General features: G+C 65.0%; 16 protein-coding genes and 2 pseudogenes. 5 read left to right on the top strand and 13 right to left on the bottom strand.

The window, feature by feature from the left end:
• Positions 1-14 precede the first annotated feature (14 nt).
• Both KZO24_RS19790 and KZO24_RS19785 read left to right on the top strand, forming a co-directional pair.
• Positions 15-1,382: an LLM class flavin-dependent oxidoreductase gene (locus KZO24_RS19790; RefSeq protein ID WP_271182871.1), complete on the top strand. Its 1,368-nt coding sequence runs from the start codon at positions 15-17 to the stop codon at positions 1,380-1,382.
• Between the two features lie 33 nt (positions 1,383-1,415).
• Positions 1,416-2,345, top strand: coding sequence for an alpha/beta fold hydrolase (locus KZO24_RS19785; protein WP_271182872.1), 930 nt, complete (start codon positions 1,416-1,418; stop codon positions 2,343-2,345).
• 7 nt (positions 2,346-2,352) lie between these two features.
• Here KZO24_RS19785 and KZO24_RS19780 read toward each other — a convergent pair whose 3' ends face one another.
• The 4 genes from KZO24_RS19780 to KZO24_RS19765 all read right to left on the bottom strand — a co-directional run bounded on the left by KZO24_RS19780 (position 2,353) and on the right by KZO24_RS19765 (position 6,199).
• Positions 2,353-3,261 (bottom strand): LysR family transcriptional regulator, encoded by a 909-nt coding sequence (locus KZO24_RS19780; protein ID WP_486487586.1) that lies wholly within the window; start codon positions 3,259-3,261, stop codon positions 2,353-2,355.
• Between the two features lie 68 nt (positions 3,262-3,329).
• Complete coding sequence (locus KZO24_RS19775; RefSeq protein ID WP_486487585.1) at positions 3,330-4,148, bottom strand: alpha/beta fold hydrolase; 819 nt, start codon at positions 4,146-4,148, stop codon at positions 3,330-3,332.
• Between the two features lie 2 nt (positions 4,149-4,150).
• Positions 4,151-5,428 (bottom strand): MFS transporter, encoded by a 1,278-nt coding sequence (locus KZO24_RS19770; protein ID WP_271182875.1) that lies wholly within the window; start codon positions 5,426-5,428, stop codon positions 4,151-4,153.
• Between the two features lie 186 nt (positions 5,429-5,614).
• Positions 5,615-6,199, bottom strand: a complete 585-nt coding sequence (locus KZO24_RS19765; RefSeq protein ID WP_271182876.1) for a cysteine hydrolase family protein — start codon at positions 6,197-6,199, stop codon at positions 5,615-5,617.
• A 40-nt stretch (positions 6,200-6,239) separates the two neighbouring features.
• Here KZO24_RS19765 and KZO24_RS19760 point away from each other — a divergent pair.
• Positions 6,240-7,012 (top strand): annotated as a pseudogene (locus KZO24_RS19760) (NUDIX hydrolase).
• An 11-nt stretch (positions 7,013-7,023) separates the two neighbouring features.
• Positions 7,024-8,328, top strand: a complete 1,305-nt coding sequence (gene pncB, locus KZO24_RS19755) for a nicotinate phosphoribosyltransferase (RefSeq protein WP_271182878.1) — start codon at positions 7,024-7,026, stop codon at positions 8,326-8,328.
• Positions 8,329-8,369: 41 nt separating this feature from the next.
• On the opposite strand, the pseudogene KZO24_RS19750 reads toward pncB, so the two are convergent.
• From KZO24_RS19750 to KZO24_RS19725, 6 genes and pseudogenes are all read right to left on the bottom strand, one after another.
• Positions 8,370-9,121, bottom strand: a pseudogene (locus KZO24_RS19750) (SDR family NAD(P)-dependent oxidoreductase).
• An 18-nt stretch (positions 9,122-9,139) separates the two neighbouring features.
• Positions 9,140-9,664, bottom strand: a complete 525-nt coding sequence (locus KZO24_RS19745) for a nuclear transport factor 2 family protein (RefSeq protein ID WP_271182880.1) — start codon at positions 9,662-9,664, stop codon at positions 9,140-9,142.
• 52 nt (positions 9,665-9,716) lie between these two features.
• A complete protein-coding gene (locus KZO24_RS19740) occupies positions 9,717-12,155 on the bottom strand; it encodes a TonB-dependent receptor (protein ID WP_486487584.1) in 2,439 nt (812 codons plus the stop codon).
• 123 nt (positions 12,156-12,278) lie between these two features.
• Positions 12,279-12,527 (bottom strand): hypothetical protein, encoded by a 249-nt coding sequence (locus KZO24_RS19735; protein ID WP_486487583.1) that lies wholly within the window; start codon positions 12,525-12,527, stop codon positions 12,279-12,281.
• Positions 12,528-12,532: 5 nt separating this feature from the next.
• Positions 12,533-12,826 carry a hypothetical protein gene (locus tag KZO24_RS19730; protein ID WP_486487582.1) on the bottom strand — a complete coding sequence of 98 codons (294 nt, stop codon included), beginning with the start codon at positions 12,824-12,826 and terminating at the stop codon, positions 12,533-12,535.
• Between the two features lie 176 nt (positions 12,827-13,002).
• Positions 13,003-14,082, bottom strand: a complete 1,080-nt coding sequence (locus KZO24_RS19725; protein WP_271182883.1) for a glycoside hydrolase family 76 protein — start codon at positions 14,080-14,082, stop codon at positions 13,003-13,005.
• A gap of 108 nt (positions 14,083-14,190) precedes the next feature.
• Between KZO24_RS19725 and KZO24_RS19720 the strand changes: the two genes are divergently transcribed.
• The gene (locus tag KZO24_RS19720) at positions 14,191-16,455 is read left to right on the top strand and encodes a S9 family peptidase (RefSeq protein WP_486487581.1); all 2,265 of its coding nucleotides are present in this window, start codon (positions 14,191-14,193) and stop codon (positions 16,453-16,455) included.
• A 214-nt stretch (positions 16,456-16,669) separates the two neighbouring features.
• Here KZO24_RS19720 and map read toward each other — a convergent pair whose 3' ends face one another.
• From map to KZO24_RS19705, 3 genes are all read right to left on the bottom strand, one after another.
• Positions 16,670-17,455 (bottom strand): type I methionyl aminopeptidase, encoded by a 786-nt coding sequence (gene map, locus KZO24_RS19715; protein ID WP_271182885.1) that lies wholly within the window; start codon positions 17,453-17,455, stop codon positions 16,670-16,672.
• Positions 17,452-17,664 carry a ParD-like family protein gene (locus KZO24_RS19710; protein WP_271182886.1) on the bottom strand — a complete coding sequence of 71 codons (213 nt, stop codon included), beginning with the start codon at positions 17,662-17,664 and terminating at the stop codon, positions 17,452-17,454. Before KZO24_RS19710 ends, map begins: the two co-directional genes overlap by 4 nt.
• A 102-nt stretch (positions 17,665-17,766) precedes the next feature.
• The gene (locus KZO24_RS19705) at positions 17,767-18,396 is read right to left on the bottom strand and encodes a TonB-dependent receptor domain-containing protein (RefSeq protein ID WP_486487580.1); all 630 of its coding nucleotides are present in this window, start codon (positions 18,394-18,396) and stop codon (positions 17,767-17,769) included.
• Position 18,397 lies beyond the last annotated feature (1 nt).

Genomic DNA, 18,397 nt, shown 5'->3' with positions numbered 1-18,397 from the left:
CCGGAGCCCGTACCATGCCCGACCCCAACCAGATGATTTTGGCCACCTTCATCCACAACAGCGGCGCGCACCCCGGCGGATGGCGCTGGCCCGGCGCGCCTGCCGTGGACCAGCACGACTTCGCCCACTTCGCCCACCTCGCCCAGACGGCCGAGCGCGGGAAGATGCACTGCTACTTCTCAGGCGATTCCCAGGGCTTCCCGAGCATTTCCGGTAAGGACGCCTTCGCCGCCACCGATTACGCGGGCAAGCTGGAGCCGACCACGCTGCTCGCCGCGCTGGCCGTCGTCACGAAGCACATCGGCCTGATCGCCACGGCCTCGACCACGTACAACGAGCCTTACGCGATTGCCCGCCGCTTTGCCTCGCTCGACCATATCTCGAAGGGCCGCGCGGGCTGGAATGTCGTCACCTCCGCCAGCGACGGCGAGGCGCGCAACTTCGGGCGCGACCTGAACATGGACCACGACGCCCGCTACGCCCGCGCCGAAGAGTTCGTGGACGTAGCCAGGAACCTCTGGGACAGCTGGGAGGACGGCGCGATCCTACGTGATCGCGACGCGGCACGCTACTTCGACCCCGCCAAAGTCCACGAACTGGGTCACAAGGGCGAGCACTTCACCGTCGCCGGTCCGCTCAATGTCGCCCGCCCGCCGCAGGGGCATCCGATCATCGTGCAGGCGGGCGGCTCCGGCCCCGGCCGCGCGCTGGCCGCGCGCACGGCGGACATGATCTTCACCGCCGCCAACTCGCTGGAAGTGGCGAAGGAATTCCGCGACGACATGCGCGCCCGCGCCGCCGCCTTCGGCCGCAACCCGGATCACGTGAAGATCATCCCCTCGGTCCAGTTGATGGTCCGCGCCAGCGAGGCCGAGGCCCGCCGTGCCGACGAGGAACTGCTTGACCTCGTGCCCGAGGCTCTGGCCCTTCGCACCCTCAGCCTGCAACTCGGCGTCAATCTCTCGCACCTCTCGGTCAATGATCGCCTGCCCGACCTGCCCGAGACCAACGGCGGCAAGTGGGTACAGCAGTCGATCATCCGCATGGCCCGCGAAGAGGACCTGCCGATCGGGCTGCTCGCCCGGCGCGTCGTCGTCTCGCGCGCCAGCTTCTCCTATACCGGCACGCCCGAGCAGCTGGCGGACTTGTGCGAGAACTGGTTCCGTGCGGGCGCTGCGGACGGCTTCTCGCTCTCGCCCAACTACCAGCCCGGCGTACTGGAGGACTTCGTCGACCAGGTCATCCCCATCCTTCAGAAGCGCGGTCTGTTCCGCGACGAGTACGAAGGCGATACCCTGCGCGAGAACCTCGGCCTGCCGCGCCCGGAAAATGCCTTCGTCGCCAATCCCGCGCTGGGGTGCGAACCCCGCATGTGGGCCTGACCGATACAGCCACTCTCGAAGAGGAATAGGACCATGTTGAGCCGTCGTGATGTTGCCCGGGGTATAGGTCTGGCCGGAGCAGTCAGCGCGTTTCCCGCCCTCGCCGCGCAGAAAGCTGCCAGCCTGCCGACGCCCCCGAAAGGCCAGTGGACCCGCTTCGGCGAACTGCGCCGTGCGGGCGGCGTGCTGCACTATGCCGTGATCGGAGAGCCGGTTGTAGGCAAGCCGCCGGTGGTGCTGCTGCACAAGCTGGGTGGCTGGCTGTCCGACTGGCGCCATGTCGCGCCCATGCTGGCCGAGGGGCGGCAGGTCTATGCCTTCGACCTTCCCGGTCACGGCGGCTCGCGCTGGGACGGCCCGGCACCCTACATCCAGAGTCTTGGCGAGACGGCCGCGCTGCTGGTCGGTGCTTTCGACGAACTCGGCTTCGACAAGGTGGACCTGATCGGCACCTCGCTCGGCGGCTGCCTTGCCGTGCCGCTCGCCGCGTTCTGGCCGGAGCGGGTGGGCAAGCTCGCGCTCGTTTCCTGCGCGCTCGGCCATCGCCGCTCGCTGGCCGAAATCAAGGTTGCGGTGGACGACAAGCAGGGCACCCTGTTCGACAAGAACGGCGACCCGATCCCGACGCCGCCGGAACTGCTGTCAAAGACCTTCGGCATCATCAATACCGGCCCGATCAACGCGGACGGCATCCTCAGCCGCAGGGCTGCAGGCAAGTGGATCCAGCCCTCCGAACGCGGTGTCGCGATCACCGAGATCGCCGGAACCATGAGCCGCATCGAGGCGCCGACGCTGCTCGTCTATGGCCAGTTCGACAAGGCCTACCTCAAGTTCCGCAGCGCCGCCGAGGCCGAACTGAAGCGAGGCAAGACCATGGTGGTCGAGAACTCGGGCGCCTTCGTGATGCAGGACAATCCGCCTGCTACGGCCCGCGTGCTGAAGGCCTTCCTCGACGAAGCGTGACCGGCGCTCAGTTCGGCTTGCGAGCGCACCATTGCCGGATGGTCGCCTTGAGCAGCCGGACGGTGCGGGTCTCGTAGCGATCCTTGAGAGTAATGAAGCCGAAGGCGGGCGCCGGAATTTCCGAGCCCGCCAGACGCTTCAACGAGCCGTTCGCCAGTTCGTCGGCGACTGCTTCGCACGCGACCATGCCGATCATGCCCGAGTGCAGGATCATGGCCTTCACGAACGTCGTGGACGAGGCCTTCACCGACTTGCTCTCGCGCCCATAGCCGAACCGGCGCAGCATGTTCACGACGTCGTCGTTGTCGATGGGATCGGCGGTCTCGTAGGCGCTGACGTGTGCCCAGACGAAGTCGGTGCCCCTGGCGAAATCGTCCTCCGCCAGAGCGAAAACCGGGTGGTCCGGCGCGGTGACGACGGCATATTCGCGCTTGAACAGCGGCTCGAATTCCAGCGCATCATCGGCGTAGCCCTCGGGCAATCCGCAGAATGCGAAGTCGAGGTCGCCTGATGACAGCAGGTCCAGCAGCTGCGTCGTGTAGCCTTCGCGCACCCACATATCCACGTGGCCCGCCTGCTCGACGAACTGGCGCATGGCGCGGCTCATCGTATCGTTCATGATGATCGGATGCACCCCCACCGCCACCTTGGGCACGCGGTTGGCGGTGGCGAGGTCGTGGAGAATGCGCTGCTCCTCCATCAGCATGAGGCGCGCGCGCTGGACCAGCTTCTCGCACATCTCGGTCGGGCGCACGCCGTTGGGGCCGCGCTCGAAGAGGCTGGTGTTGAACTCCTCCTCCAGCTGGCGGATGCTGAGCGTCAGCGCGGGCTGCGTGATGCCGACCATCTTCGACGCCTTGCGCAGGCTCCCGCTCTCGTAGATCGCGATCATTCGCTTGAGCTGCACGAGGTTCACGGGTTTTCCTTTTCCTTGGCGACCTAATCGGCGGACAATGTGGCATGTCCGCCACCCGGCTCAAGTGGTCAGCTCAGGTGGGCGTCGATCTCGCCGACGACGCGCGCGTTCTCCAGCTTGAGCACGCCATGCTTCACCCCGAGGAGATCGACGCGGCGGGCGTTGGGATAGTGGTGCGAGTTGGCAAGCGTGGGCTCCCACAAGTCATCCTCGGGGTTCATCACCAGCACCGGCTGCGCCACTTCGGCCATCGCGCCGAGGAAGTCGAAGCGATAGACCGAGATATAGCCCCATGGCATCCGCCCGCCGAGGCGCAGGCACTCGGCCATGCTGATGTGACGCTCTTCGTAGGAGATGCGCGGGTCGCTCAGCTCGCCGATGATCGCCCAGAGCTTTTCGACATGCGCCAAGTCGGGACCCGGGGGCGGGAACGCCGTGAGCAGGTTGGCGAGCTTGGCTTCGCGCTGCTCGGCCGGAAAGGCGGCAAGGCCGAAGACCACCGCGCGGCGAACCCGCTCCGGCAGACTGCGGGCAAGCTGCGTGGCGATGATCGAGCCGGTGTGAAAGCCCATGACGTCGAACTGACCGGCCGGGATCACGCCCCCGCCCGCGAGGTCGGTCATGAACTGCGCCATGATTTCGGCGAAATCCTCGATGGTGACCGGCTCGGGCGAGGAATCGCTCATGCCGTAGCCCGGCGTATCGACGGCGATCACGGTGCGCTTGGCCGACAGGGGCTCCATCACCGGTAGCCAGTCGCCGCTGTTGCTAGGCGTCTGGTGCAGGCACAGCAGCGGCGGCAGGGCGTCAGGGGTGTCGCACTTTGCGATGCGATAGTGGAGTTGGCCGAAGCGGCTCGGCGCATAGCCGCGCAGGATTTTGGACATGGTCAGTTCCGTTGGTCGGAGGTGATGCGCGAAGCCGCGCGGAAAGCGAGCAGCGACGCCGCGATGAAGGCACAAAGCCCGACGATCGCCATGGATCGACCCACCGCCGCCGGGGAGGCGAACACGGCCTCGGTCAGCCACGCCACGGCCAGCGGGCCGAGCGAGGCACCTATGATGGTCATCACGAAGGCATAGAGCGCCACCGCGAAGCCGCGCACCTTGGTGGGCGTGATCTCCGAGATCACCGACAGCATCGTGGTTCCGTAAATGGCGCTGACCAGCATGATCTCGCCCAGCATGACCATGGCCAGCGGAGCGCTGCCGGACAGCAGCGGCAGGCACGAAGGAATGCCGAGCAGCGACAGGGCTCCGGCAAGCCGCGTCCGCCCACGCGCTCCCGAGCGCGCGCCGACACGGTCGACGACGACGCTGGCGACGAGCGCTCCGGCGACCGACCATGCGATCTGGCTGGTGCCGAGGCCCTTTCCGGCCGCGCCGACGTGATACCCGAAAGCGCGCGTGAGGAACACGGCGCCCCATCCCGTCGCAACCGAACCGCCCATCGCATAAAGCGCCAGCGATCCGTAAAGCGGCAGGAACACCCCGCGCTGCGCCGCCAGCAGGCCGAGCCCCTCGGCGAAGGAGAGCTTCGGCTCCGACCCGGTGACGGCATCGCTGCGGCGCGCAGGCTCGCGCAGCAGGAACAGCAGGATCACGATCAGCAGGCCGGCCGCTCCCACAAGCGCGAAGGCGATGCGCCACGGGGCGAGTTCACCGATGATCGGCAGGCCCGCGAATACGCCCTTGGGCGCCAGGTCCAGGATCACCCCGCTGACCAGCGAGCCGAGGCCGTAGGCGATCATGCTGCCGAAGACGTAGAGCGCCATGGGCCGTCCGCGCCGGTGAGGCGGAAACAGGTCACTGATCATCGTCACCGCGCAAGGCCCCAGCACCGCCTCGCCGACGCCGATGAACAGACGCGAGGCGAACATCGACCCGAACCCCTGCGCAAAACCGCCCGCGATCGTCGCCGCGCTCCATATCACGATCCCGCCGATAAGCAGGCGGCGCCGGTTCACCACGTCCGCCACGGCGCCCAGCGGCAGGCCGACGGTTACGTAGAAGATGGAGAAGGCGAACCCCTGCAGCAGCGCGATCTGCATCTCGCTGATCGAAAGATCGCGGCGAACCGGATCGATCACCAGAGCCAGCATCCCGCGATCGATGGTGGACACGATCTGCGCCAGGAACAGAGTGGCGACAGTGACCCACGCTATCATGGGTCCGATTGCCCGGCCCGTATCGGGACGCATATCGGGCTCCTCTAGTCGCATCATGGTCCTTCCTCGGATGGGGCGTAACGACCCTTACCCCATCGAAGTGCGAGATCACGAAAGCGACCGTGATTATCCACTGGACGACAAACCGGGCGACCTTGCCGGATTATCTATCAGTGGAACAATTCCTTATGCCGCGAGATGCAGGCGGTCCTTGCGGCCCAGTTCCTGGGCAACGGCATGAGCATCCCGGGCGATCCCCCGGGTCAGCGAAGCCGGAATATCGACGTCGAAACCACGGACGAGCAACCCTTCGACAGCCCAGCGCACGCAGTAGTCGGCCGCCACGCCCACGACGGTCACACGATCGACACCCCGGGCGGCAAGGTCGCGGAAGAACGCCTCGCGCTCGATCTGCACACCGTCAGTGGAGCGGATGCCGACGGCCTCCTCCTGCCACATGTCGAAAACACCTTTTTCAAGTGTATAGAGTGGGATGTCGGGGTTTATTGCAGAAGAATCGAGCATGCTTTCCCAGCCCAGCGTGCCCTTTTCGCAGTGGAGGGGGAACAGCTCTGCTTCCGGCGATCCGACGTAATCCGCAGACATGTGGGTATCGAAGGACATCAGCACGCCCGCTACGTCCTGCGGATCGAGTGACTCCAGCCAATTTTGCATCGGCGCCACGATCGCCTCCGCATCGGGGACCGGAAGCGCGCCGGAAGTTCGCACGAAGTCATGCTGCATATCCACGACGATGACGAAGCCAGCCACCGAAGCCTCCTGCTGTTACTGATGCGCTTGACATATATCCATGACGGACATAAGTAAAGTGCGACTTGCACATAAGGGTCCGAGAGACGTGCTTCAGGACGAGGCGGTATTCCTGGCGGGCTATGATGCCCGGGCCTATGACGGCCCTTCGGTCACGGTGGATCTTGTGCTCATGTCGGTCGTCGATGGCGCTCCCGCGGCCTTGCTGACCCGAAGGGACGAACAGCCCCATGCCGGCAAGTGGGCGCTTCCCGGCGGCTTCGTCGCGGTGGATGAGGATCTCGACGCCGCGGCACGCAGGATCCTCGCCTACAAGGCCCACATGGACGGTGCCTATGTGGAGCAACTCTATACGTTCGGCGGTGTCGGTCGCGATCCGCGCATGCGGGTCATCAGCGTCGCCTATTTCGCCCTGCTTCCGGCCGATCGTTTCTCCGCCGCTCTGGAGGCAGACCCGGCACTGACCCTGGCGCGTATCTCGGCAACGAACTGCAATCCGGCAGAGGTCACAGGCATGAAAGGCGCCCTGCCGCTGGCTTTCGACCACGCGGACATCCTCGGCGTCGCGATGCAGAGGCTGCGCGGCAAGATCGACTACTCCCCCTCGCCTTCGCACTGCTGCCGGAGCGGTTCACGCTGCGTGCCCTGCAGGACGTTCACGAGGCGATCCTCGGCCAATCCCTGAACAAGTCGGCGTTCCGTCGCCGCATGCTCGACCGGGGCTGGCTCGAGGCAACCGGCGAGCGCGAGACCGGCGCATCGTTCCGGCCCGCAGAACTCTTCCGTTTCCGCCCGATCAACGCCAAAGTCTGAGCAGGTCCATCATGGTCTTCACCGATATCGCCACGCGCACCTACAACCATAACTGGCGGCTCGATCCGATCGTGCGCAGCCTCCTCGACACCGACTTCTACAAGCTGCTGATGCTGCAGATGATCCGGCAGCTTCACCCCGAGGTGCAGGCGACCTTCGAACTGATCAACCGTACCCGCAGCGTCCGCCTTGCCAAAGTCATCGACGAGGCGGAATTGCGCGCGCAGCTCGATCATGCCCGCTCGCTGCGGTTCGGGAAGAAGGAGCTGATCTGGCTGGCCGGCAACAGCTTCTACGGCCGCAGGCAGATGTTCAGCCCGGAATTCATCGCGTGGCTCGCCGACTTCCGCCTGCCGGATTACGAGTTGCGCCAGCACGATGGCCAGTACGAACTGCGCTTCCACGGCCCTTGGACCCACACCATGATGTGGGAGATTCCGGCGCTCGCGATCATCAACGAACTGCGGTCGCGCGCGGCGATGAAGGGGCGCGGACGGTTCGAACTCGATGTGCTCTATGCGCGCGCAAAGGCCAAGCTATGGGAGAAGGTGGAGCGGCTCTCGGCGCTGCCCGACCTCGTCATCTCGGATTTCGGCACACGGCGGCGGCACGGCTTCCTGTGGCAGCGCTGGTGCGTCGAGGCGCTGAAGGAAGGACTGGGCGAGCGGTTCATCGGCTCCTCCAACGTGCTGCTGTCGATGGACGCGGACCTTGAGGCGATCGGCACCAACGCGCATGAGCTGCCGATGGTCTACGCTGCCTTGGCGAACGACGAGGAGGAACTGGCGAGCGCTCCCTACCGCGTGCTTGAAGACTGGAGCGCGCACTACGGCGGCAACCTGCTCGTCGCGCTGCCCGACGCCTTTGGTACAGCTTCGTTCCTGCGCAACGCGCCCGATTGGCTGGCCGACTGGACCGGCTTTCGCCCGGACAGCGCCCCGCCGATCGAAGGAGGAGAACAGATCATCCGCTGGTGGGAGGAAAAGGGCCGCGATCCCCGCACCAAGCTGCTGATCTTTTCCGACGGCATGGACATCGACAGCATCGAGGCGACCTATCGCCACTTCCACGGCCGCGTGCGCATGAGCTTCGGTTGGGGCACCAACCTGACGAACGACTTCCGCGGCTGCGCACCTTTCGCGACGAACGGGCTCGATCCGATTTCGCTCGTTTGCAAGGTGGTGGAGACGAACGGCCGGCCGGCCGTCAAGCTTTCCGACAATCCCGCCAAGGCGACTGGAGCCCCGGCGGAAATCGAGCGCTACTTGCGCATCTTCGGCGCTGCCGGACGCCAGACCGCTGAAGTGCTGGTCTGACGTCCGGAACCCGGCATGGTCCTTATGTAGTCACTATGTAATCACTGCGCGGTGAGGCCGCCGTCGACTACGAACTCGCCGCCAGTCACGTATCTGGCGCGGTCGGACAGGAGGAAGACGATCATGTTACCGATGTCGCCAGGCTCGCCCATGCGCTTCATCGGGATCATGGCGTTGATGGCGTCGTACTGGTCCGGGTTGTCCTCGATCGCGACCTTCTGCATGTCGGTCCAGATCACGCCGGGGTGAACCGAGTTCACACGGATGCCCTTGGCGGCGACTTCCAGCGCCAGCGACTTGGAGTAGAGCCGCACGCCCCCTTGCTTGCGGCATAGGCCGAAGCCCCGGGAATGCCGACGAGCCCGGCGACGGAAGACAAGTTGACGATGGAACCTGCGCCTTGCGCCTCCATCACCGGCAGGACCGCCCGGCAGCCGAGGTAGACGCTCTTGAGATTGACGTTGATCTGCCGGTCCCATGCGGCAGGATCGAGGTCGGCGGTCCACTTGAGTACCGCGATCCCTGCGTTGTTAACGAGACCGTCGATGCGGCCGGTCTGCGCCTTCACCGTATCGATCAGCGTGGCCCAGCCCGCCTCGTCGGTGACGTCCTGCGCAAATCCGGTGGCGGCAAGGCCCTCAGCGCGCAATTCCTCGGCACGGGCCGCGGCGGCATCGCCATCGAGGTCGGTCAGGGTCACGGCGTGGCCCTCCCGGGCCAGCAGACGTGCGGTGGCGAAGCCAAGGCCGCCCGCAGACGCGGCGCCGGTGACGATGATGCTCTTCTGGGTCATTGGGTTATCTCTTTCCGGTCATGCGTTGCTGAGCCATTCGCGATCGTAGGATCGGTCGGTCATGTCGTGGCGGCCAAGCAGGCAGGCGGCGAGGTCGCCGGACAGGATGCCGTCTGCGGCAGGCTCCGTGCGCGCCCAGTCGACGAATTCGCTGCGGTGGGCGAAGCGCCACTCCGAGCCCCGCCGTTCGTAGCGATCGACATAGCGGCCGCTGATAATCATGTCGGTGGGCATGCCTTCGGCCAGGATGCGATGAAAGGCGTAGTAGTAGACTTCGCCATAGGCGCGGTTGGCATCGGTTTCGTCGAACTCGATCAGATGCTGGCCGATGATGTGCTGGTTGGCGAGATGCTCGGTCAGCAGGTCCTGCGCGAAGGCCACGAAGTCCGGTCCGCAGCCCTTGAAGATGCCGTAGTCGGTCGTCGAATCCGGCCAGAAGGTATCCAGTTGCAGCGCACGGTCGAGGCGGTCCTGTCCACGCATATAGCGCATGGCGAGGTCGCGGATTGCATCCTTGGCGATAAGTCTTTGAAGGTCGTTCATGACCTTTCCTTTCGATGGGAAGGGCCGACGCATCGTGCGTCGGCCCGCTGGGTCAGAACCTGACGCTGGCCTGCAACTGCACCGTGCGGGGCAGGTTAACGAAGCCGATCTGATCGGCAACGCCGGTCGTACCTGTGTTCGGCGCGTCGATCGCACCGCCGACGATGAACTGGTTGGTGAGGTTCTTGCCGATCAGCGCCAGTTCGAAGCGTTCATCGTTGAACTTCACGCGGATCGTGCCGTCCACGGTCAGGTACTTCGCCTGACGCGAGAACGGATGCGCGAAGCTGGAGGCAAGGTAGGTGCTGGAATAGCGCGTGTCGATCGTGGCACCCAGCTTGGTGCCCTCGCCGATATCGGTTTCATAGCCGACGCCCAGCGACCCCGTCCACTTGGGCGCGACTGCGGTGGGAGCCCCGCTCAGGTCCTGACCCGGTGCGCCCTGGAAGGTAGTGTCGCAGCCTTGCGCCACCGACTGACCACCATAACAGGGTGCGATGTAGTTGAGGTAGCGCGCCTTGTTGTAGTTGATCGATCCGTGCAGGTTGAGGCCCGGCGCGGCGTAGGGTGCGAATTCGAACTCCAGTTCCGCACCCTTGGTCCGGGCGGCACCGGCGTTGGTGGTGATGAAGGCGAACGTCTGCGAGTTGAAGAAGTCGACCTGCAGGTTGACGTACTTGTAGCTGTAGACGTCGAAATTCAGGCGCAACTGGTTGTCGAGCAGCTTGGACTTGATGCCGACTTCGAAGCCGCGCGCCTTCTCCGGGGCGAACGCGACGTCGCTGGGAACCGTGCTGGCGCTGACGAAGCCGGAGTTGGAGAACCCACCGGACTTGTACGCGGTCTTGGAGGCACCGTAGACGGTGACGTCGTCCGTCGGCTTCCACGTCAGCGTCGCTTCGGGCGACCAGTTGTTGAAGGTCTGGTCCGCGTTGATGGGCGTATCCTGCAGGAAGATCCCTTGCAACGCGGCATTCACGTAAGGCTGGATGAGATAGCTGTCCTTGGTTTCGTGAATGTAGCGAACGCCGACGGCAGCCTCGAGCGTCGGCAGGATCTTCCAGGTCGTCTGCCCATAGGCGGACAGCGTCTCACCATGGGTTTCGGAATGCTTGAAATAGCCGAGGTAGCGATATTCGGCCGGGGCGGTCAGATCCTCGATGTTGCCGAACGACCCGCTCTGTCGGTGGTTGCGATGGGTCTTCTGGTAATACGCGCCGACGAGGAGGTTGATCGGCCCGTCGAACCTGGTCTGGGCGCGCAACTCGCTCGAGAATGCGTGGTAGATGGACCGCTCGGACGAAGGCGCGGCGGCCAGATCGCTCGATACGAAGGTACAGTCGCACGCCCACTGGTTGACGTTGCGGTTGAAGTTGTTGACCCAGGTGAGATCAACGTTGTCCATCGCGTATTCGGCGGTGCCGGTGACCGCCCAGCTCTTGTAGGTGTTGTACAGCGCGCCGTCGTCACGCGACCACGGGTTTGTACCGGCAAGGTCTTCCGGGAAATAGTTCTGGTAGACGGTGAACGACTTGCCGCACTTGATCGCCGGGTTCAGCGAATACGTCCCCGTTGCGCATCCGAAGGGGACGTAATTCCACGAATTGTTGTTGTTCTTCGAGGTCGAGCCGTTCGCCTTCAGCGTGAACTTGAAGTCGTTCCCCGGATCCCATACCAGCGTCACACGGCCGAGCAGTTCCTTGTTGCCGGGGTTGTCGCCGTCATAGGCCGGTGCGAAGTGCGGCGTCGTCACGCCGGTGGCGACGTCAAAGGTATTGTAGGTCTTGTCGATGCCGCCGTTCTTGAAATAGCCGCCCCACATGTTCGATGCCCGCACGGCGACGCGCACGCCCAGCGTATCGGTGATCGGGCCGGATCCGACGAACTCGCCGACCAGCTCTTTGGCGCGAAACTCATAGCCCAGCTTGGCCTTGAATTCGGGGCTGGATGTGGGGTCTGCGGTACGCAGCGAAATCACGCCGGCGGTGGCGTTCTTGCCAAAGAACAGCGACTGCGGCCCCTTGAGCACTTCCACGCCCTCAAGGTCGAGGAAGCCCTCATTGATGACGCGGCCCTGGCCGTAGTAGACGCCGTCGACGACGACCGCGACCGACTGCTCGATACCGATGGAGGTCGAGGACGACCCGATGCCGCGCAAGGTCAGCTGCGCGCCCGAGCCGTTCGAGGCGCGGCCGATCGTGAACTGCGGCGTCTGCGTGGAGATCTTCTCCAAGCTGGTCATGTCGTAGCGTTCAAGCACTTCGGCGGTCAGCGCGGTGACGGCGACCGGCACGTCCTGCAGGCTCTCCGCCCGGCGGCGCGCGGTGACAACAATGTCGCCGAGACCGCCTTCGGTATGCTCCTGCGCAGCGGATGCTGGCAGCGGCGCTACGACCGCTTCCTGAGCATTTGCGGATGTGAATGCGAAAGCCGACATGGCAATGCTCGCCATGAGCGCGGTACGCACGGTTCGTGCTGCCTCTCCAGACATCGAAAGCTCCTTTCCCCTTGAACCGGAAAGGGCCTGTTCTGACTTGGTCGCCCCCGGGTGCCTCGTATTCGAGACCAGGCGGAACGTATCCTCATTAAAAAATGCAGTGGACTGCAATAAATGCTAGGCGGGTGTAACTACCCTGGTCAGCGCGCGGGTCAGTGCCCGCGCCCGGTCCCTCAACTGCGCCGCCAGTGGAGCTTCCGCGTAAGGCAGCAGCACCTGGCAGATCGCGAGCCGCAAGTGCGTTTCGAGCGCATCGTCCGGTATTTCGCGCTTGGCCCAGAGCACGATGGTGCCAACCATCCTCATGCACACGAAGCGCGACACGGTGGCGATGTCGTCGATGGCTACGAGCCCCTCTGCCCGCATGACTTTCAGCGCTCCCCGGCGAAGCGCTCGTAGACGTCCGGCAGGCCGACCATGTCCGCGTGCTCGACGAGGATGGACCCGAACGCCCGCGCGAGTTCGGGCGCCTCGAAGGTCTTTTCGGCCAATCGGCTCGGTAGCACCTCGAAGAAGCCGAAGCCCTCACCGCCCTCTTCATGGGCTTGGGCGATGGTTTCCTCGCTGCGCTCCCGCGCGTTGAAGGCGAAGAGGCGATCCTTAGACCCGTAGATGTTGAACAGCGTACGCTCGGCGACGCCTGCGGTTTCCGCGATCATGCGCATCGACAGCGCTTCACCGCCGTGAAGCGCAAGCAGGGCGAACGTCGCCGCCTGTATCCGCTCGCGCCGCTCGCGCTGGCGGGGGTCAACTGGCGGATGCCTTGTGCGATATCGTTTGCGTCCATTGCGGACGTCTTATGACAAACCGCCCCTCGGGATCAAATCCCAGGGTCCTGAACCTAGCGATCAGCACCGGAATGCCCTGAAGCACTTTCCCGCCCTGCTCCCGCGGCAGCGAGCATCATGGCAAGGCCCGAAGTCTGCGCTGCCGCATCCGTCTGCGATGCCGCCTCGGACCAGTCACCGGCGATGGCTTTCGCCCCGGAATCGCTGAGGGTCCAGACCGCCTTTGCATTGCGGCCGGCCCATGCAGCCAGTTCTCCGCGCTCCGGCCCGTCGAGCAGGTCGTCCAGCAAGTGCCCGAGATGAAAAGCGAACACGCCCTTGAACATGCGCCCGTCCGCACCGATCGAGGGCACCGGCTCACGCAGGATGCCCCCGGGGTTGGACAGCTTGCGGGTAGCCGCGAGCGCCGTCCTGACCGCAAGCATGCGATACCGTGGATCGCCGGTGATGCGGGTGAGGTCGCTCAGGCCGCCCAGTAGCACGCCCTGATTGTACGTGAAGCGCGGCTGGCCATTGTTGTGGCAGGCGGCATCGAGGCCGTCGTTCACCAGCCCTTCGCCGTCGATCATCGTCGATCCTTCGAACCACGCCCATGTCCGCAGGGCCCAGTCGCGATAGCTCGCCTCGCCGGTCGCGAGGTAAAGCTGCGTCGAGGCGTAGAGCAGGAGTTCGTTGGTGATCGCGTTCTTGTACGTCCGCTTGCGGTCCCACCAGATACCTCCGCCGCAGCGATCGTCCCAATAGCTGGTGACGATGCGCCGATAGGTCGTGCTGGCATAGTCGAGCAATTCGGGATCGCGATCGACCTGCCAGGCGTGAACGTTGGCGATCACCGCCCACAAGTCGTCGTCGTTGAGATAGAGCCCGGAGCGATTACGCACCGCTGCAGAAACGCGCGCGTTCCAGCGATCGTCCCCGGTGCGGCGCGCATGGTCGAGCAGGGCATCGACGATCACGAAGCGTTGCCACGCCTCGCTCTGCGCCCAGCCGTCCGGCTTGCCCCACTGCCCGTCGAGATAGGACGCAGCCGCGCGGGCGCGCGGTGCCCATGCACCGTCCTGCGCACGCGCGCTTCCGGCACAGGCCAGCGCAAGCAGCCCCATCGACAGGCCCACCGCCAACGTCTTCTTCAAACTGTGGTCTCCCCGCCGACCCGTAAGCGCATGACGCTCCACATAAGAAATGCCAGGGGCAGCGCCAATGGCTTTTCCTCGCACGGACCTGTCATTAGGACATGGGACATGAACAGAGCCCGTCTGCTGAGCGCCTGCATCCTCGCCGCGCTGCCTTCTGCCGCCCTTCCCGCCTTTGCCGCCCCCGCCGAACGGAGCGCTTCCGCCATGCCCGAAACCGTACAAGACCTGACCTTCGACCGCGTCTTCGCCAGCCCCTCGCTGGATGGACCGCAGCCGCGCGCGGTCAAGGTCTCTCCGGACGGACGCTACATCACGCTGCTGCGCGGCCGCGCCGAGGACAAGGACCGCTACGACCTGTGGGCCTACGACCGCCGTAATGGCGAATGGCGCATGCTGGTCGATTCCCTCAAGCTCGGCTCCGGCCGCGCGCTGAGCGAGGCGGAGAAGATGCAGCGCGAACGCCAGCGCGTCGGCAGTCTCAAGGGCATCATCTCCTACGAGTGGACCGAGGGCGGCGATGCCGTGCTGGTCCCGCTCGACGGCGACCTCTACCTCGCCGGGATCGACGGGTCTGTGCGCCGCCTGACAGACTCTCCCGAAGACGAGCTGAACGCCGCGCTGAGTCCGAGGGGCGCCTACGTTTCGTTCGTGCGCGACGGGCGGCTCTACGTCGGCCCGCTCGGCGGGACCGAGCACAAGCCGATCACCCCGAAGGAAAACGCTGGCACCGTCCACTGGGGCGAGGCCGAGTTCGTCGCGCAGGAGGAAATGGCGCGCATGGACGGCTACTGGTGGTCGCCCGACGACAGGCTCATCGCCGTCGAGCGCTATGACGAGGCGCCGGTCGGCGTGGTCACCCGCACCGCGATCGGCGCCGAGGGCACGCACACTTACCAGCAGCGCTACCCGGCGGCGGGCACGCCCAACGCCCTCGTCTCGCTCCATGTCATGAAGCCGGACGGCAGCGGCCGCGTCGAGGTGGACCTCGGCCCCGACCGCGACATCTACCTTACCCGCGTCAACTGGGCGCGGGACGGGCGCATGCTCTACGTCCAGCGCCAGAACCGCGAGCAGACCCGCCTCGATATGCTGGCGGTCGATCCGCAGACCGGCAAGAGCCGCGTCCTGTTCACCGAAGAGGCGGCCAAGGGCAGCTGGGTCAACCTCACCGACAACTACCGCTTCCTGAAGGACGGCAGCCTCGTCTGGTGGTCCGAGCGCGACGGCTACGGGCACCTCTACCATTTCCGGAACGGCAAGTGGCAGCAGCTGACCTCGGGCAAGTGGATGGTGACCAAGTTGGTTTCCGTGGACGAAACGAAAGGCCGCGTGCTGTTCCTCGGCAACCGCGACGATGTGCTGGCGCCGCAGCTTTACGCCATCGATTTGGCGAAGCCGGGTACGCCGAAGCAGCTGACCGAGGCAGACTGGGCCAATGCCGCATCGGGCAGCCGGGACGGATCGACGGTGCTCGTCACCCGCTCTTCGACCACCCAGCCCTCGCAGACCTACATCGCGGACGAGAACGGCAAACGGCTCGCCTGGGTGGAGGAGAACAAGCTGGATGCCACGCATCCCTATGGCCCTTATCTGGCCAGTCACCGCCCAACCACGTTCGGCACGATCAAGGCAGCGGATGGTTCCGACCTCCACTGGATGATGATCACTCCGCCGCTGAGGCCCGGCAAGCGCTACCCGGTGTTCTTCGAGCACTACGGCGGCCCGCATGTGCAGACGGTGACGCGCGGATGGAAGGGCGCGCTGGCACAGGCCATCGTCGACAAGGGCTACATCTACTTCGAGATCGACAACCGCGGCAGCGCCAATCGCGGCGTGGCTTTCGGATCGCAGATCCATCAGGCCATGGGCACCGTCGAGGTGCAGGACCAGCGCGCCGGGGCCGAATACCTCAAGACGCTGGACTTCGTGGACCCGGCCAAGATCGCGACTTACGGCTGGTCCTACGGCGGCTACATGACGCTCAAGATGCTGGAGGCCGACCCCGGCCTCTACGCTGCGGGCATCTCCGGCGCGCCGGTGACGAAGTGGGAACTCTACGACACCCATTACACCGAGCGCTACATGGGCGATCCGCGCAAGGTCGCCGATGCCTATCGCAAGGCCGACACGCTGGATGATGCAGGCAAGATCGCCGATCCGCTGCTGCTGATCCACGGCATGTCGGACGACAACGTGGTGTTCGAGAACAGCACCACCCTCATCGCCAAGATGCAGGGCGAGGCGACGCCGTTCGAGATGATGCTCTATCCCGGGCAGACCCACGCCGTGCGCGGCCCGCACATCAGCGTGCACCTGTGGAACAGCATCTTCGGCTTCCTCGAACGCCACGAGGTGAAGCCGGAGGAGTGAGGTGTCGGGCGCCTGCTCGCAACACATCGTCGTCATCCTCGCGAACGCGGGGACCCAACTGATGCTCTTTCAACAGGCACCGTCAGGAGATGGGTTCCCGCCTTCGCGGGAATGACCATTCTCCGCCATTGCGAGCGTAGCGAAGCAATCCAGAGCTGCCTAAACCTCCCTGGATTGCTTCGCTACGCTGCCAATGACGAGGTTGGTGAAAAGTTCAGGCGGCCTTCCTGCGCCGCACCATCTCGCGCTCGTCCGAGCGCAGCGTCAGCACCGATACGCCGGTAGCGGTGACGGCGACGGTGTGCTCGAACTGGGCGGACAGCGAGCCGTCCTTCGTCCGCACCGTCCAGCCGTCGCCTTCGGTCCAAACGCTGCGGCGGCCGCGATTGAGCATCGGCTCGATAGTGAAGACCATGCCCTCGCGCAGCAGCATGCCGGTGTTCGGCCTGCCGAAGTGGAGGATCTGCGGGTCTTCGTGCATCTCGCGGCCGATGCCGTGGCCGCAGTATTCGCGCACGATCGAATAGCCGTGGCGCTTGGCGTGCTTCTCGATCGCAGCGCCAATGTCCCCCAGCCTCGCGCCGGGGCGGACGGTGCGAATGCCCATCCACAGAGCCTCGTAAGTGACCTGCACAAGCCGCCGCGCCGCAGGATCGACATTGCCGACCATGTAGGTCTTGCTGGAATCGGCGATGAAACCGTCCTTCTCCAGCGTGATGTCGAAGTTGACGATATCCCCGTCTCGCAGCACGTCCGACGAGGACGGCACACCGTGACAGACCACGTCGTTGACCGAGGAGTTGAGCACGAAACCATAACCGTACTGCCCCTTGCTGGCAGGGCGGGACTGCAGGTCGTCGACGATGAACCGCTCGACCAGAGTATCGATATCGAGCGTCGATCGGCCGATCAGCGATACGGTGTCCAGCATCTCGAACACCGAGGCCAGCAGACGCCCGGCCTGCGCCATCAGCGCCAGTTCTTCAGGCGTCTTGGTCACGCGGCCCTTACCCCCAGCGTTGGCGGCGACACCCCGGCCGAACTAAGTTCGCGTTCCATGATCTCGGCGAAGCTGAGGCCGGGGTTGGTCTCGCACAGCATGCCGACCTTGATCCAGTACGCGGCCTGCGCGTTGATCGAGCGGCAGGAGACCTTGCTCGCTCGGCGGACCTGTTCGTGCAGGTCGTCATCGATGTTCACGATGCCCATTGGAAAGTTCCATATATGATTCGTATATGAACCATATATAGCGGGCTTCGCGCATCGCAAGAGTGCCCCGCCGCGATGGACTCGTGGCGGGGCGGGTAGGGGTCAGCGCGCCGGGCCGCCGAAGCGGAAGCTGGCTTCCACGCCCAGCGTGCGCGGACGCAGGCGGTTGGAGGTGATGTCGAAGCTCGTGGGCCCGATCTGCTGCACTTGGCGGAAACTGGTAGCGCCGTTCTCGTCGGTGAGGTTGTCGGCGAACAGGGCGATGGTCAGCTGCGCGAACTCGACCCCGATCCGCGCATCCACGCGGTCGATGGTGTCGCCCGGCAGGAACGCGGCGTAGGACGAATTGCGGCGCGGCGAGCTGTGCTGCCAGCCCACCCGGCCGAACGCCTGCACAGTGTCGGTGATCGCGGCTGCGTAGTCAATCGAGGCGTTGGCGGTGAACTTCGCGACGTCGTCCACGGCCGAGCCCTTGACGATGGCGGTGCCGGAGACGGCATCGGTGTACTCGGCATCGACGTAAGCACCGCCCGCCGAGAGCGTCAGGCCCTGCACCGGCTGCGCGACGAGGCTCAGTTCGGCACCCTTGGTGTGGGTGCCGTTGGAATTGACCAGTCCGTTGAAGGACGTTCCCGGGATCGGGATGCGGACCGCCACGTCCTTCCAGTCGCTGTAGAATACCGCAGCCTCAATCGAGAGCTTGCGCTCCCACAGCTCGGCCTTTGCGCCCACT

This window comes from Novosphingobium sp. NFX11, from assembly GCF_057376415.1.
The sequence above is the reverse complement of the archived record's forward strand: the minus strand, read 5'-3'. Positions and strand labels throughout refer to the sequence as shown.